This is a genomic window from Streptomyces niphimycinicus (assembly GCF_018883605.1).
GTDB classification, from domain to species: Bacteria; Actinomycetota; Actinomycetes; order Streptomycetales; family Streptomycetaceae; genus Streptomyces; species Streptomyces niphimycinicus.
This window is the reverse complement of sequence record NZ_JAHLEM010000095.1, coordinates 1-14,801: the sequence shown is the minus strand read 5'-3', so window position 1 is coordinate 14,801 and position 14,801 is coordinate 1. Positions and strand designations below refer to the sequence as shown.

Here is a 14,801-nt window from a genome sequence, read left to right as displayed (position 1 = left end):
AGGTCGAAAACTCCAGATCTTGGCGCCCAAGATTGGTGAGTAGACCGAGCGCACGGCACGTCTGCTCCGCTCAAGACTGGACACACCGCAGACTGTGCGTCGAGATCTCCGCAAACGGCGCGGATACGTCGGCACTGGGCGAAGGGGATGACCGATGACCGGCTCACACGTACTGGCACTCGGCCACTACCAGCCCGCGAAGGTGCTCGGCAACGAGGACCTCGCGGCCATGGTCGACACCAGCGACGAGTGGATCCGCAGCCGGGTCGGCATCCGCACCCGGCATCTCGCCCGCCCCGACGAAACGGTCGACGAGATGGCCGCGGCGGCCGCCGCCAAGGCGCTGGCCCACAGCGGTCTCGCCCCCTCCGACATCGACCTCGTGCTCGTCGCCACCTGCACGGCGATCGACCGCAGCCCCAATATGGCGGCCCGGGTCGCCGCCCGGCTGGGGCTCGGCTGCCCCGCCACCATGGACCTCAATGTGGTGTGCGCCGGTTTCACCCACGCGCTCGCCACCGCCGACCACACCATCCGGGCCGGGGCGGCCACCGCGGCCCTGGTGATCGGCGCCGACAAGTTCACCGCGGCCACCGACTGGACCGACCGTTCCACCTGCGTCCTGACCGGCGACGGCGCGGGCGCCGCCGTGGTGGTGGCCGCCGAGCGGCCGGGCATCGGCCCGGTGGTGTGGGGCTCGGTCCCGGAGATGGGCGGCGCGGTCCGCATCGAGGGCACACCGCCCCGCTTCGCGCAGGAGGGCCAGACCGTCTACCGCTGGGCCACCACCCATCTGCCGCCGATCGCGCGGCAGGTGTGCGAACGGGCCGGGATCTCCCCGGAGGAGCTGGCCGGGGTCGTGCTGCACCAGGCCAATCTGCGGATCATCGAACCCGTCGCCCACAAGCTGGGCGCGGTCAACGCGGTGATCGCCCGCGATGTGGTGGAGTCCGGCAACACCTCGGCGGCCAGCATTCCGCTCGCCCTCTCCAAGCTGGTCGAGCGCGGGGAGGTGGCCTCCGGCGCCCCGGTGCTGCTCTTCGGCTTCGGCGGCAATCTGTCGTACGCGGGCCAGGTCATCCACTGCCCCTGACGGCGTCCTGGCCGCCTCCACCACAACGTCCGATTCGTTCAAGACCGGCCGCCCGGGCGCTGCCTACGCTGCCCGTATGACAGCACGATTCAACGCCATCGGCCTGGTCGTCGCCGACCTGGCCGGCTCCCTCGCCTTCTACCGTCGCCTCGGCCTCGACATCCCCGCCGAGGCCGACGCCCAGCCGCACGCCGAGGCCGCCCTGCCCGGCGGGGTGCGGCTGATGTGGGACACCGTCGAGACGGTGCGCTCCTTCGACCGGGAGTGGACGCCGCCGAGCGGCTCCCACCAGGTGGCGCTGGCCTTCGCCTGCGACAGCCCGGCCGAGGTGGACAAGACCTACCAGGACCTCGTGGGGTCGGGCGTACGCGGCAAGAAGGAGCCGTGGGACGCGCCGTGGGGCCAGCGCTACGCGACGGTCCTCGACCCCGACGGCAACAGCCTGGACCTGTTCGCCCCGCTACCCTCCTGACCCCTGGAGCAGACGGCCCAGCGGGACGCCGGTCAGGGTCCTGACCTCGCGGGCGAGATGCGCCTGGTCGGCGTAGCCCGCCGTGGCCGCGACCGCCGCGAAGGGGACGCCGGTGCGCGCCAGGTCCAGGGCCCGGTTCAGCCGCAGCACCCGGCCCAGCGTCTTGGGGCCGTAGCCGAACGCGGCGAGGGAGCGGCGGTGCAACTGCCGCTCCCCCAGCCCCACGGCGGCGGCGATCCCGGCCACGCCCGTTCCGCGGGATACCCCGGCGACGACCGCGGCGAGCACCGGATCGGGCGGTTCCGCCGTCCGCAGGCGGCTCAGGGCGGCGTCCTCCAGCAGGCGGCCCTGGGCGGCCTGCCGCGCCGCCGCCCGCTCGGCTACGGCGTCGGCTTCGGCGTCGGCTTCGGCTTCGGCTTCGGCTTCGGCGATTTGCTCGGCGTCGGCGATTTGCTCGGTCAGCCGCCGGACCTCGGCGCCCGGCCAGAGCGCGGCCAACGGCACGAGCTGATCGCGGAGTTCATGCGCCGGTACGCCCAGCACGGCGGGGCCCTGCCCCGGGGCGAACCGCAGGCCCACGGCGCGGGTGCCGGGCGGGCCGGGGGCGAGGCGGGCACGCGTATCCGGCCCGGCGACCAGCAGCTCGCCGTCGGGTCCGATCTCGCTCCAGATCAGATCCGTGCAGCCGTCCGGGAGCACCCGCTGCGGCCCGGTGCCGGCCGTACGCGTCCACACCGCGGCGCCGCGGCCGATCAGCGCCCTTCGCTCCCGGTACTCGCTCAAGGGACCTCGCGCAGATACATCGCACCGCACGAGTGACAGAAGGGCCCCGAGTCACCCGTGGCCCACAGATCGGCGGCCTGGGTCTCGGCGTCCGGGTCCAGCTCCCGCCCGCACATCGCGGTCGTTCCGTTCCCGCGGACCATGTGCCAGATCTTGACGGGCGCGCCCGCGACCCGCCCGGAGCTGCCCTCCTCGTATTCGGCGCGCATCTCGTGCTGCATGGCGGTACACCTCCTGCTCACCACCACTACTCTCCATGCTCCCGCCACGCCAGGCCGGGCGCCACCTCCGCCGCAGCGCCCGCCCCCGCGCGCCCGCCGCCACGTCCGCCGCCACGCCCTCCGCCGCTAGAAGACGGACCAGCCGGTCAGCGTGGTGAAGTGGTCCAGGGCCGCCACTCCGGCCACCGAGTTGCCGCGGGCGTCGAGGCCGGGGCTCCAGACGCACAGCGTGCAGCGGCCGGGAACCACCGCGACGATGCCGCCGCCGACACCGCTCTTGCCGGGCAGCCCCACGCGGTAGGCGAAGTCGCCCGCCGCGTCGTACGTACCGCAGGTGAGCATGACCGCGTTGACCCGCTTCGCCTCGCTCTGCGACAACAGCCGCGAGCCGTCCGCGCGCAGCCCGTGGCGCGCCAGGAAGCCCCCGGCCAGCGCCAGATCGCGGCAGCTCATCTCGATCGAGCACTGCCAGAAGTAGTGCTCCAGGACGGTGGGCACCGGGTTGTGGAGGTTGCCGTAGCTCGCCATGAAGTGGGCGACGGCGGCATTACGGTCGCCATGGGCGGACTCGGAGACGGCGACCTCCTGGTCGAAGGCGAGGTCCGGATTGCCGCTCTCGGCGCGCAGGAAGTCCAGCATGGTGGTGCTGGCGTCGCCGGTAAGGGTGTGCAGCCGGTCGGTGACGACGAGCGCCCCGGCGTTGATGAACGGATTGCGCGGGATGCCGTTCTCGTACTCGAGCTGCACCAGGGAGTTGAAGGGGTTGCCCGAGGGCTCCCGGCCGACCCGCCGCCACAGCTTCTCGCCGTCGTCGGCCAGGACGAGCGCGAGGCTGAACGCCTTGGAGATGGACTGCACCGAGAAGGGCCGCTCCCAGTCGCCGACCCCGGTGACATGGCCGTCGACATCGGCGATGGCGATCCCGAAGCGGTCCGCGTCCACCGAGGCGAGCGCCGGGATGTACTGCGCCACCCGGCCCCGGCCGATCTGCGGCTTCACATGGGCCGCGACCTCGTCCAGCACTGCCTGGTAGTCCATGGTGCGGTGTGTCTCCCGGAGCGATGTGGAACGGATGCATCGGCTCGCACGATAACGCGCCCCCCACCATTGATCACCCCGTGTGTTTATGTGCGTGCGATGGGTAAGCAAGCGGGTGAACGAGGCGGACCGCGACCGGGGCCCGCCGTGCGACCAGAACGGAGGCGGTCATGGCCTCACCCATGTCCGCGGGGGACTTCCTGGCGGCGTTGACGAACGAGGGCGTGCGGGTGACGCAGGTCGGCGACTGGCGGGAGCACAACAGAAACCACAAGGGCCCATGGGGCCCGGTGCACGGGGTGATGATCCACCACACCGTCACCTCCGGCACCGAGGAGACGGTGGCGATCTGCCGGGACGGCTTCGAGGGGCTGCCCGGCCCGCTGTGCCACGGCGTGATCGCCAAGGACGGCGGCGTCCATCTGGTCGGCTACGGCCGCGCCAACCACGCCGGTCTCGGCGACGACGACGTCCTGCGGGCGGTGATCGCCGAGCGGGCCCTGCCGCCCGACAACGAGGCGAACACCGATGGCAACCGCGCCTTCTACGGCTTCGAATGCGAGAACCTGGGCGACGGCGAGGACCCGTGGCCCGAGGCCCAGCTCGACGCGATCGCGCGGGCCGCGGCGGCCGTATGCCGCCATCACGGCTGGACCGAGCGCTCGGTGATCGGCCACCTCGAATGGCAGCCGGGCAAGGTGGATCCGCGCGGCTTCACCATGGCGGCGATGCGCGAACGGATCCACGAGCGCCTCAAGTAGGCCGCTCACCTACGGGATGTCCGGCGCGTCCGCAGGGCCTCGCCCCTGGACCCCGCTTTTCCAGCCCTCCGGCACTTGAGGAGCGGGGTCTGGGGGCGGAGCCCCAGTTGCGGGAAGGGGCGGGTAGGGGAACAGCCCGCCGCAGGCGCCACAATCCGCCGGACACCCCCTGGCGCCGGGCCCGGGCCCAGGTACGGGCCCAGGCCCGGGCCCGGGTACAGGCCCAGGTACGGGCACCGCGGCACCCGCGGACGGCCCGCCCCTCAGGCCCCCTCCTCCGTGGCCCCCTCCCGATAGAGCGCCGCCTCCTCCAGATCCAGCCGGCGCAGCAGCGACCGCAGCATCTCCTCGTCGATCCGCCGCGCGTCCCGCAGGTCCACGAACACCTTCCGCTCGGCCTCGATCATCTCCCGGGACAGCCTCCGGTAGGTGTCGTCCGCCGATTCGCCGGTCACCTCGTTGACCGCCCCGAGCCGCTCCCATACGGCGTTGCGGCGCTGCTCCAGCACAGTGCGCAGCCGGTCGGCGAGCGGCGGCGGCAGGGCGTTGCGCTCATCGTCGAGCAGTTCCCCCAGGCGGCTCTCGGCCGCCAGTGACGCCTGGTTCTGCGCCTGTGCCTCGGCGAGCGTCTCGGCCCGTGGATCGCGGCCCGGCAGCCCGAGCAGCCGGATCAGGGACGGCAGGGTGAGCCCGTGGACCACCAGGGTGCCGATGACGGTCGTGAAGGTCAGGAAGAGGATCAGGTTGCGGGCCGGGAAGGGTTCCCCGCCGTGGGTGGTCTGCGGGATCGAGAAGGCGATGGCCAGCGAGACCACCCCGCGCATCCCGGCCCAGCCGACGACGACCGGCGCGGTCCAGTTGGTGCCGGGCTCGCGCTCGCGAATGCCGGGGAAGAGCATCCGCGGCACAAAGGTCGACGGGAAGACCCAGACGTAGCGGGCGACCACCACGGCCAGGAAGACCACGGCCGCGTACCAGGCTGCCTCGCCCGCGCTGTACTCCCCCAGGCCGCCCACCACGACCCGCAGTTGCAGTCCGATCAGCGCGAACACCGCCGACTCCAGTACGAAGTCGATCATGCGCCAGACCGCCGCCTCCTGGAGCCGGGTGGCGAAGTCGACCTGCCAGGAGTGGTGTCCGAGGTAGAGCCCGACCACCACGACGGCCAGCACACCCGACGCCCCGAACTGCTCGGCGACGGCGTAGGCGACGAAGGGGATGAGCAGCGAGAGGGTGTTCTGGAGCAGGGGGTCCCGCAGCCGGATGCGCAGCCAGTGCAGCGGCACCATGAGGATCAGACCGACCACGACGCCGCCGACCGCCGCGAAGGCGAACTCCCGCACCCCCTCGGTCCAGCTCACGCCCTCCCCCACGGCGGCGGCCACCGCCACCCGGTATGCGGTGATCGCGGTCGCGTCGTTGAACAGCGACTCGCCCTGGAGGAGTGTGGTGAGCCGGGAGGGCAGCCCGATCCGGCGGGCGATGGCGGTGGCGGCCACGGCGTCCGGCGGCGCGATCACCGCGCCCAGCACCAGCGCGGCGGTCAGCGGCAGCCCCGGGATCAGCAGATGGGCGACCACGCCGACCGCGACGGTGGCGAAGAGCACATACCCGACCGAGAGCAGCGCGATCGGCCGCAGATTGGCGCGCAGATCCAGATACGAGCTGTCCAGCGCGGCGCTGTGCAGCAGCGGCGGCAGCACCAGGGGCAGCACGATATGCGGGTCCAGGGTGTAGTCGGGCACCCCCGGGACGTACGAGCCGACGAGCCCGACCAGGACCAGCAGCAGCGGCGCCGGCACCGGGGTCCTGCGGGCCGCGCCGGCAACCACCGCGCTGCCCGCGACCAGCATCAACAACGGCAATACGTCCATCGACCGACCCCGTCCCCGCCGGCCGTGCCGACGGTCGTCCATGTGATCCGCCCATGCGGCGTTTTAGTCTGGCAATCATGAGCGAGTGCCTGCATGTTCCCGCACTACCGCGCCCCGAGCCGGAGCCGCGGTCCGAGACCTGTCCCGAATGCCTGGCGGTCGGCAGCCATCCCGTCCAGCTTCGGAAGTGTCTGGTCTGCGGCCACGTGGGCTGTTGCGACTCCTCGCCGTACCAGCACGCCACCCGGCACTTCGAGGAGACCGGCCATCCGGTGATGCGCAGCTTCGAGGAGGGCGAGGAGTGGCACTGGTGCTATGTGGATCAGCTCATCGTGTAGCTCCGGCTCCGCGAACGTCCTGGTCTTGGCGTTTTCCGCGCATTGTGGGAGATCGACCTCCGCGTTTGTCGGTCCGGGCAGCTAGCCTTCACCACATGATCCGATCAGCGAGGCCGTCCGACGTTCCGGCGATCCATGCGATGATCCGCGAGCTGGCGGACTACGAGCGGGCTCCGCGGGAGGCGAAGGCGACCGAGGGGCAGTTGCGCGAGGCGCTCTTCGGGGCGCATCCCGCGGTGTTCGCGCTGATCGCCGAGGAGACCGGCGGCGCCGGAGAGCCCGGCGGGCCGGTGGGGTTCGCCCTCTGGTTCCGTAACTTCTCCACCTGGACAGGCACCCATGGCGTGTATCTGGAGGATCTGTACGTCACCGCGCGGGCCCGCGGCGGCGGCCACGGCAAGGCGCTGCTCGCCGAGCTGGCGCGGATCTGCGTGGAGCGGGGCTATGCCCGTTTCGAATGGTCGGTGCTCGACTGGAACGAGCCCGCGATCGGCTTCTACGCCGCGCTCGGCGCGGAGCCGATGGATGGATGGACGGTGCGCAGGCTCTCGGGAGAGCCCCTGCGAGAGCTGGCCGCTCAGGCCATGGGCACCGCCGTGACCAGCGATTCCCTGAGTGAGGCGACATCTCTTTCGAATTGAGACCGCAAGACCTCTAGCCACGCTGCGTACTCATGTGCTTACTATGAGTGATATCGCGACTCTGTGGGCCCGGGTTCACCCGTGATGGGGGCCGTGCTTCGTCCGGGCGACACCGAACCGCAGATCGCGATAGCGTCGCAGCCAAAGTACATACAGCGCCGGTCCGTCCACCCTCCACCATAAGGGTTCGGGGCCGACGCTCCAATCAGCTCAGCTCAATCAGCTTGTGTCACCTTGGAGGTGAGGGTGTCCCAGATCGCAGGCGAGCCCGGGACCCAGGACTTCGTGGAAGTCCGGCTGCCCGCTGCGGGTGCCTATCTGTCGGTGCTGCGTACGGCGACCGCCGGCCTCGCAGCCCGCTTGGACTTCACCCTCGACGAAATCGAGGATCTGCGTATCGCCGTGGATGAGGCATGCGCGATCCTGCTTCAGCAAGCCGTGTCCGGCAGTGTGCTGAGCTGCGTCTTCCGCTTGATCGACGACGCACTTCAGGTCACCGTCTCGGCTCCCACCACCGACGGCCGCGCCCCCGAGCGCGACACCTTCGCCTGGACGGTGCTCTCCGCACTGGCGGGCAAGGTGGACTCGACCGTGGCCGAGGACCGAACGGTCAGCATCAGCCTGTACAAGGAGCGCGGCGCCGGCCCCGGACAGCCGTGACGGAAAAAGGGGGCTCCGTGAGCACTGCATCATCGCGGGGAGTGGGTACCCCGGCCATCCCGCACCCGCCGGCCCGGCCGCATCCCGCGGACTCGGAGGCGGCAGGAGACCGACCAGAGCGGGCGGACCACATGGATCAGCACGAACAGGTGCATCAGCAGCACGATCCACATGACCGGAGCGGCGCGCGGGCGATGTTCCTCGAGCTGCGCGGGCTGCCGGAAGGCTCCACCGAGCGGGCCGAGCTGCGCAACAACCTCGTGCGTATGCATCTGCCGTTGGTGGAGCATCTGGCCCGGCGCTTCCGCAACCGCGGTGAGCCGCTGGACGACCTCACCCAGGTCGCCACCATCGGGCTCATCAAATCCGTGGACCGGTTCGATCCGGACCGCGGGGTGGAGTTCTCGACCTATGCGACACCCACGGTCGTCGGCGAGATCAAGCGCCACTTCCGCGACAAGGGCTGGGCGGTGCGGGTGCCGCGCCGGCTTCAGGAGCTGCGGCTGTCGCTGACCACGGCCACCGCGGAGCTCTCCCAGCGCCATGGCCGCGCCCCGACCGTCCATGAGCTGGCCCAGCATCTGTCCATCTCCGAGGAGGAGGTGCTGGAGGGGCTGGAGTCCGCCAATGCCTACAGCACCCTGTCCCTTGACGTACCGGATACGGACGACGAGTCCCCGGCGGTCGCCGACACCCTCGGCGCGGAGGACGAGGCGCTGGAGGGCGTCGAGTACCGCGAATCGCTCAAACCGCTGCTGGAGGATCTGCCGCCGCGCGAGAAGAAGATCCTGCTGCTGCGCTTCTTCGGCAATATGACGCAGTCGCAGATCGCGCAGGAGGTCGGCATCTCCCAGATGCATGTCTCCCGGCTGCTGGCCCGCACGCTCGCGCAGTTGCGCGACAAGTTGCTGGTCGAGGAGTAGCGAGCGCTACGGGGTGCCCGGCGGGCTGCTCCCCTCCCCGCCCCTTCCCACAACTGGGGCTCCGCCCCAGACCCCGCTCCTCAATCGCCGGAGGGGCTGGACGGCGGGGCTGGGGCGGGGAGCAGCCCGCCGCAGGCGCCAAGGCCCGTAGGACATGCTCGAGGGTGAAACCGGCTAGGCGTCGCGCGGGCCGATGCCAAGCGCTTCGGTCGCCGTCGGGTTGATCAGCAGCGCCAGGACGGCGAGGGCCGCGATGGCGGTGACCACCCCGGCGGCGATCAGCGCGCCGCCGTTCTGCATCAGCGTCCAGGCCACCGGCAGCGCCATGAGCTGAGTGATCATCGCGGGGCCGCGGCTCCAGCGGCGGCGCAGCCACAGCCCACGGGCCGCCAGCAGCGGCAGCAGGGCCAGCGCGACCACGGTGACCCCGAGCATCTCCGCCTGCTGGGGGCTCTCCGGGTCTCCGGCCAGCCCCATGATCAGTACGTAGACGCCGAAGCCCAGCAGCACCACGCCCTCCGCGGCGGCCAGCGCCGCGGCGACGGTCAGCCGGGTGGGGCGGGGCCCGGTGGGCGCGGCGTCAGCGACAACGGCGCCGGTCGCCTTGGCGGCTCCGGCTCCGGCCTCCGGCCGAGACGCGGCCTTCCGCTCGCTCGCCTTCCGCGCCGTGGCCCTCTGTGCCTTCTTCGCGGTAGCGGACTTCTTACTGCTCACCCCAGCAGCGTAGCCGCCCCCGGGCCGCCCGGGCCCTACCCCCCTCGGACCGGTCGTCCCGGATAGGTAGGCTGGCGCGCATGCGCGCGCTCCTTGTGGTCAACCCGGCAGCAACCACCACCAGTGCCCGCACTCGGGATGTGCTGTTCCACGCGCTCGCCAGCGATCTGAAGCTGGACGTGGTGACCACCGAGTACCGGGGGCATGCGCGCGATCTGGCGCGGCGGGCGGTCGACGGCGGCACGCATGAACTGGTCGTGGCCCTGGGCGGCGACGGCACCGTCAACGAGGTCGTCAACGGACTGCTCCACCACGGCCCCGCCCCGCGCGAACTGCCCCGGCTCGCGGTCGTCCCGGGCGGCTCCACCAATGTCTTCGCCCGCGCGCTCGGGCTGCCCAATGACGCCGTCGAGGCCACCGGCGCCCTGCTGGACGCGCTGCGGGACGGCACCGAGCGCACCGTGGGCCTCGGACTCGCGGCCGGCACCCCCGGCACTCCTGACGAGTCGGTCCCGGCCCGCTGGTTCACCTTCTGCGCCGGGCTCGGCTTCGACGCGAGCGTCATCGGCCGGGTCGAGCAGCAGCGCGAGCGCGGCAAGCGGTCCACCCACGCGCTCTATATACGGCAGATGGTGCGGCAGTTCATCGGGGAGCCGCATCGGCGGCAGGGCGCCATCACGATTCGGCGGCCGGGCCAGGACCCGGTCGAGGGGCTGGCGCTGTCGATAGTCTGCAACACCTCCCCGTGGACCTTTCTGGGCAATCGCCCGGTCTACGCGTCACCCCAGGCGTCCTTCGACACCGCCCTCGACGTGCTGGGACTCACCAAACTGTCGACCTCTGCGGTGACTCGCTACGCCACCCAACTGCTGATGTCGACGCCCGAGCGCGGCCCTCGCGGCAAGCATGTGGTGGGGCTCCACGACGTGGAGGACTTCACCTTGCAATCCCAGGCGCCACTGCCGTTCCAGATGGACGGCGACCATCTGGGACTGCGTACGAGCGTGACGTTCACAGGCGTACGCCGTGCACTGCGTGTGATTGTGTGAGTGAGAGCGCAAAAAGTCCTTCCACTCGAACGTTTAGGCTGGCCTCCACCCACCGGAAGTACGGCTGTGACCGAGTCGACACCAAGGAATCAAAAAAAACTTTCCGGAAGGGGTTGTATCCGCCGCCGAGGTTTGCGAGTCTCTTCTTGGCGATCGGGACGGCCTCCAGAAGGCCCCCTTGAGAGCCCGAACCCCCTCCTCATTCCACGGGACTGAACCAGCCCCAACTGGTTGGCGTCCCTACCCTTGCGGGGGGATTCGTGAAAGCGTTCACATTCACAAGCAACGAGCCCGCAATACGAGGAGATGGAGCAGCCATGGACTGGCGTCACAACGCCGTTTGCCGCGAGGAAGACCCCGAGCTGTTCTTCCCCATCGGCAACACCGGTCCTGCGCTGCTGCAGATCGAGGAAGCCAAGGCCGTCTGCCGCCGCTGCCCCGTCATGGAGCAGTGCCTGCAGTGGGCGCTTGAGTCCGGCCAGGACTCCGGCGTCTGGGGTGGAATGAGCGAAGACGAGCGCCGCGCCATGAAGCGCCGTGCCGCTCGCAACCGGGCACGCAACGCCAGCGCCTGAAGCCCGCACCCCGTGGCCCCCGAGCCGCAGCGCGTAGTACCCCCGATGCGCACAGCAATTTGAGCTTTGAGCCCCGGACCGGATGGGTCCGGGGCTCAGTGCTTTCCGGGTACGGGGCCATGCCCGTAAGCCAGTTGCGGAAGTGTGGCCGACGCCTCAGTACCGCACCCGGCACAAAACCTCAGTGCTTCTCGGCACGCACCGGGAAGTCCAGCACCACACGGGTGCCCCGCTCCGGGGCGGGCACCATGTCGAACGTCCCGCCCAGCTCCCCCTCCACCAGGGTGCGGACGATTTGCAGGCCCAGGTTTCCGGCCCGCTGGGGGTCGAAGCCCTCGGGCAGCCCGCGCCCGTCGTCCTGGACGGTCACCACCAGCCGGCTCTCCTCACCGCTGCCACCGCGCACCGCCGTGACCTCGACCGTGCCCTGCTCCCCCGGTCCGAAGCCATGCTCCAGCGCGTTCTGGAGCACTTCGGTCAGGACCATGGACAGCGGGGTGGCGACCTCGGCCTCGAGAATGCCGAAGCGTCCGGTGCGGCGGCCGGTCACCTTTCCGGGCGATATCTCGGCCACCATGGCCAGCACCCGGTCGGCTATGTCGTCGAACTCGACCCGCTCATCGAGGTTCTGGGAGAGGGTCTCATGGACGATCGCGATCGAGCCGACCCTGCGCACTGCCTCGTTGAGCGCCTCCCGCCCCTGCGCCGAATCCATCCGGCGGGCCTGGAGCCGCAACAGGGCGGCCACCGTCTGGAGGTTGTTCTTCACCCGGTGGTGGATCTCCCGGATGGTGGCGTCCTTGGTGAGCAACTCGCGCTCGCGGCGGCGCAGTTCGGTGACGTCCCGCAGCAGCACCAGCGAGCCGATGTGCAGCCCCTTGGGCTTGAGCGGAATGGCCCGCAACTGGATGACCCCGTCGCCGCCCTCGACCTCGAACTCCCGGGGCGCCCAGCCGCTGGCCAGCTTGACCAGCGCCTCGTCCACCGGGCCGCGCACCGGTGCGAGTTCGGCGGTGGTCTTGCCCAGATGGTGGCCGACGAGATCGGCGGCGAGCCCCAGGCGGTGGTAGGCGGAGAGCGCGTTGGGGCTCGCGTACTGGACCACTCCGTCCGCGTCGAGCCGGATCAGCCCGTCGCCCGCACGCGGTGACGCGTCCATGTCGACCTGCTGATTGGGGAACGGAAACGATCCGGCGGCGATCATCTGGGCGAGGTCGGACGCGCTCTGGAGATAGGTGAGCTCCAGCCGGCTGGGGGTCCGTACGGTCAGCAGATTGGTGTTCCGCGCGATCACCCCGAGGACCCGGCTCTCCCGGCGGACCGGGATGGACTCCACCCGGACCGGCACCTCCTCGCGCCACTCGGGGTCGCCCTCCCGCACGATCCGGCCCTCGTCGAGCGCCGCGTCGAGCATGGGGCGGCGGCCGCGGGGGACGAGATGGCCGACCATGTCGTCCTGGTAGGAGGTGGGCCCGGTGTTCGGCCGCATCTGGGCCACCGAGACATACCGGGTGCCGTCGCTGGTGGGGACCCACAGCACAAGATCGGCGAAGGAGAGGTCGGAGAGGAGCTGCCACTCCGAGACCAGCAGATGGAGCCACTCGAGGTCGGAGTCGTCGAGTGCGGTGTGCTGGCGGACGAGGTCGTTCATGGAGGGCACATTGTGAGCCTACCCTCACCGGGGGATTAGCCTATTCGCGCATAAGCATGGACAGACAGCAGTGGTCTAGTCCAGAATATCGAGCACTGCGATCTTCCGCTCTCCCCGCACAGGAGGGCGGATCGAGGGGCCCGGAGCGCTCTGCCCTGACCGCCCGGGGTCCTCAGGTCGGCCGCTCGGCCGATGCAACTCCGGGCTGCGGTGCCGGGTGGGTTGAGGGTCCCGCCCTGGCGCCGCGGCCCGCGGGTGTCCCACGCGTCGTACTCAAGGCTCCCGCGCACCTCTCGCACTCAAGGCTCCCGCGCACCCGTCGTACTCAGGCTCCCGCGCCTCCTCGAAGGCCGCGGGAGCCTTTTCGGCATCCCAAGCCGTACGCCTCAGCGGGTCTCCGTCACCTTCGCCAGCGCCCGCGGCGCGTCCGGGTCCTGGCCGCGCGCGATCGTCACCTCGTACGCCAGCATCTGGAGCGGGAGGATCTCCAGGATCGGCTGGAGCTCCTCGGCGACCCCGTCCGTCGGCAGGGCGAACCCCGCCGAGGCCCGCTCCACCTCCGACGCGCTGCCGATGACGACCAGGTCGGCGCCCCGGCCGCGCAGCCGCTCCAGGACCGGCTGGAGCGCCTGGCCGCCCTTGCCCTCGGTGACGATCGCGATCACCGGCGAGATGTTGTCGACCATGGCGAGCGGACCGTGCAGCAGATCGGCGCCGGAGTAGGAGAGCGCCGGGATGTAGCTGGTCTCCATCAGCTTCAGGGCGGCTTCCTTGGCGGTCGGATAGCCGTAGCCCCGGGAGGTGAGGACCATCCGCTCGGCGAAGCGGTAGCGCGCCGCGAGCTGCCGGACCTCGTCCTGGCGGTCGAGGATCTGCTGGGCGAGGTCGGGCAGCACCTTGGCGGCCGCGCCGTCGCCGCCGCGCAGCCCCTCCACGAAGAGGTAGAGGGCGAGGAGTTCGGCGGTGTAGGTCTTGGTCGCGGGCAGCGCCTTCTCCGGCCCGGCCAGGACGTCGATATGGAATTCGGAGACGGCCGCGAGCGGCGAGTCGGCGTTGTTGGTGACCGCGAGGGTGATCGCACCGGCCGCGCGGGCGGCCTCGGTGGAGGCGACCAGGTCCGGGGAGCCGCCGGACTGGCTGACGGTGATCACCAGGACGTCGGTGAGATCCGGCTGGGCGCCGTACGCGGTGGTGGTGGACATGGAGGTCAGCCCGCACGGCTTGCCGAGCAGCACCTCGAGCAGGTACTTGGCGTACAGCGCGGCGTTGTCGGAGGTGCCCCGGGCGGTGAGGAGGACGAAGCGTGGGTTGCGGGCGGCGATGCGCTCCGCGATCTCGCGGATTCGCGGGGCGCCCTGGTCGAGGATGCGGCGCAGCACGGCGGGCTGCTCGGCCATCTCGCCGGACATGATCCGGCCCGGCTGGTCGCTGCGCTGGGCCGTCGTCGTGGCGGACATGCTGGGTGCCTCCAGGTGGCTCTGTGCCGGCTGTGCTGAGGGGCTGGGATCAGTCCCCGCGGTGGTCACCGGCGCCGATGCCGGCGATCACCTCGGCCGCCGCCCGTCCACACACCCGGGCGGCGCCGTGGGTCGCGATGTGCAGGGCTCCGGCGGGCGGCGCCTGGGGCACTCCCATCTCGACGACGACCGTCTCCGGCCGGGCGGCGAGCAGGGCGTCCAGCGCGTCGGCCATCCAGGGGTGCCGGTGGACATCGCGGACCACAGCGACGATCCTACGGTCCGCCGCGGTGTCGAGCATATTTTCGATCAGCGCGGGGACGCCCTGGGCGTCGGCGTCCAGCCGCCCGTAGGTGGCGGCCTGGGTGCCGGGGCGCAGCCGGGCCAGTTCGGCGCCGACGCCCCAGGGGGTCTCCTCGCCGACGGCGATGTTGGCGACCGGGGTGAAGGCGGCGACGTAGGCGGGCCCGGTCACCGGCTCGTACGACAGCCCGGCCGGGGTGACTCTGAGCGCGCGGCGCGCGGCGGCGAGCCCCACCCCCGCGGCGGGC

Annotated in this window: 16 protein-coding genes and 1 pseudogene; 9 read left to right on the top strand and 8 right to left on the bottom strand. The window is 71.1% G+C overall.

The window, feature by feature from the left end; all coding sequences use genetic code 11:
* Positions 1-154: 154 nt before the first annotated feature.
* Both KN815_RS11370 and KN815_RS11365 read left to right on the top strand, forming a co-directional pair.
* On the top strand, positions 155-1,093 hold the full coding sequence (locus KN815_RS11370) for a beta-ketoacyl-ACP synthase III (protein WP_216341657.1): 939 nt from the start codon (positions 155-157) through the stop codon (positions 1,091-1,093).
* 76 nt (positions 1,094-1,169) lie between these two features.
* Complete coding sequence (locus KN815_RS11365; RefSeq protein WP_216341656.1) at positions 1,170-1,565, top strand: VOC family protein; 396 nt, start codon at positions 1,170-1,172, stop codon at positions 1,563-1,565.
* On the opposite strand, the gene KN815_RS11360 is transcribed toward KN815_RS11365, so the two are convergent.
* The 3 genes from KN815_RS11360 to KN815_RS11350 all read right to left on the bottom strand — a co-directional run bounded on the left by KN815_RS11360 (position 1,554) and on the right by KN815_RS11350 (position 3,607).
* A complete protein-coding gene (locus KN815_RS11360) occupies positions 1,554-2,348 on the bottom strand; it encodes a helix-turn-helix domain-containing protein (protein ID WP_216341655.1) in 795 nt (264 codons plus the stop codon). The two genes, KN815_RS11365 and KN815_RS11360, sit on opposite strands and share 12 nt — an antisense overlap.
* The gene (locus KN815_RS11355) at positions 2,345-2,569 is read right to left on the bottom strand and encodes a hypothetical protein (RefSeq protein ID WP_216341654.1); all 225 of its coding nucleotides are present in this window, start codon (positions 2,567-2,569) and stop codon (positions 2,345-2,347) included. The genes KN815_RS11360 and KN815_RS11355 overlap by 4 nt, the downstream gene beginning before the upstream one ends.
* 126 nt (positions 2,570-2,695) lie before the next feature.
* Positions 2,696-3,607 carry a glutaminase gene (locus tag KN815_RS11350; protein WP_216341653.1) on the bottom strand — a complete coding sequence of 304 codons (912 nt, stop codon included), beginning with the start codon at positions 3,605-3,607 and terminating at the stop codon, positions 2,696-2,698.
* Between the two features lie 170 nt (positions 3,608-3,777).
* Between KN815_RS11350 and KN815_RS11345 the strand changes: the two genes are divergently transcribed.
* The gene (locus KN815_RS11345) at positions 3,778-4,368 is read left to right on the top strand and encodes a peptidoglycan recognition protein family protein (protein ID WP_216341652.1); all 591 of its coding nucleotides are present in this window, start codon (positions 3,778-3,780) and stop codon (positions 4,366-4,368) included.
* Positions 4,369-4,631: 263 nt separating this feature from the next.
* Here KN815_RS11345 and KN815_RS11340 read toward each other — a convergent pair whose 3' ends face one another.
* Entirely contained in the window at positions 4,632-6,242 is a 1,611-nt protein-coding gene (locus tag KN815_RS11340) for a Na+/H+ antiporter (RefSeq protein ID WP_216341651.1), read from the bottom strand.
* A gap of 77 nt (positions 6,243-6,319) precedes the next feature.
* On the opposite strand from KN815_RS11340, the gene KN815_RS11335 reads away from it, so the two are divergent.
* From KN815_RS11335 to KN815_RS11320, 4 genes are all read left to right on the top strand, one after another.
* Positions 6,320-6,580, top strand: coding sequence for a UBP-type zinc finger domain-containing protein (locus tag KN815_RS11335; RefSeq protein ID WP_216341650.1), 261 nt, complete (start codon positions 6,320-6,322; stop codon positions 6,578-6,580).
* A gap of 95 nt (positions 6,581-6,675) precedes the next feature.
* Positions 6,676-7,221, top strand: coding sequence for a GNAT family N-acetyltransferase (locus KN815_RS11330; protein ID WP_216341649.1), 546 nt, complete (start codon positions 6,676-6,678; stop codon positions 7,219-7,221).
* A 246-nt stretch (positions 7,222-7,467) separates the two neighbouring features.
* Positions 7,468-7,881 carry an ATP-binding protein gene (locus KN815_RS11325; protein WP_014054819.1) on the top strand — a complete coding sequence of 138 codons (414 nt, stop codon included), beginning with the start codon at positions 7,468-7,470 and terminating at the stop codon, positions 7,879-7,881.
* A 17-nt stretch (positions 7,882-7,898) separates the two neighbouring features.
* Complete coding sequence (locus KN815_RS11320; RefSeq protein ID WP_372458320.1) at positions 7,899-8,804, top strand: RNA polymerase sigma factor SigF; 906 nt, start codon at positions 7,899-7,901, stop codon at positions 8,802-8,804.
* A gap of 174 nt (positions 8,805-8,978) precedes the next feature.
* On the opposite strand, the gene KN815_RS11315 is transcribed toward KN815_RS11320, so the two are convergent.
* The gene (locus KN815_RS11315; protein WP_216341648.1) at positions 8,979-9,518 is read right to left on the bottom strand and encodes a hypothetical protein; all 540 of its coding nucleotides are present in this window, start codon (positions 9,516-9,518) and stop codon (positions 8,979-8,981) included.
* A gap of 80 nt (positions 9,519-9,598) precedes the next feature.
* On the opposite strand from KN815_RS11315, the gene KN815_RS11310 reads away from it, so the two are divergent.
* Positions 9,599-10,567, top strand: a complete 969-nt coding sequence (locus KN815_RS11310; RefSeq protein ID WP_093464575.1) for a diacylglycerol/lipid kinase family protein — start codon at positions 9,599-9,601, stop codon at positions 10,565-10,567.
* Between the two features lie 317 nt (positions 10,568-10,884).
* Positions 10,885-11,142: a WhiB family transcriptional regulator gene (locus KN815_RS11305; RefSeq protein WP_014054815.1), complete on the top strand. Its 258-nt coding sequence runs from the start codon at positions 10,885-10,887 to the stop codon at positions 11,140-11,142.
* 181 nt (positions 11,143-11,323) lie between these two features.
* Here KN815_RS11305 and KN815_RS11300 read toward each other — a convergent pair whose 3' ends face one another.
* The 3 genes and pseudogenes from KN815_RS11300 to KN815_RS11290 all read right to left on the bottom strand — a co-directional run.
* The gene (locus tag KN815_RS11300) at positions 11,324-12,793 is read right to left on the bottom strand and encodes a sensor histidine kinase (RefSeq protein ID WP_216341647.1); all 1,470 of its coding nucleotides are present in this window, start codon (positions 12,791-12,793) and stop codon (positions 11,324-11,326) included.
* Positions 12,794-13,179: 386 nt separating this feature from the next.
* Complete coding sequence (locus tag KN815_RS11295) at positions 13,180-14,250, bottom strand: SIS domain-containing protein (protein WP_216341646.1); 1,071 nt, start codon at positions 14,248-14,250, stop codon at positions 13,180-13,182.
* A 49-nt stretch (positions 14,251-14,299) separates the two neighbouring features.
* A pseudogene (locus KN815_RS11290) lies at positions 14,300-14,801 on the bottom strand (glycoside hydrolase family 3 protein); the annotation flags it as partial.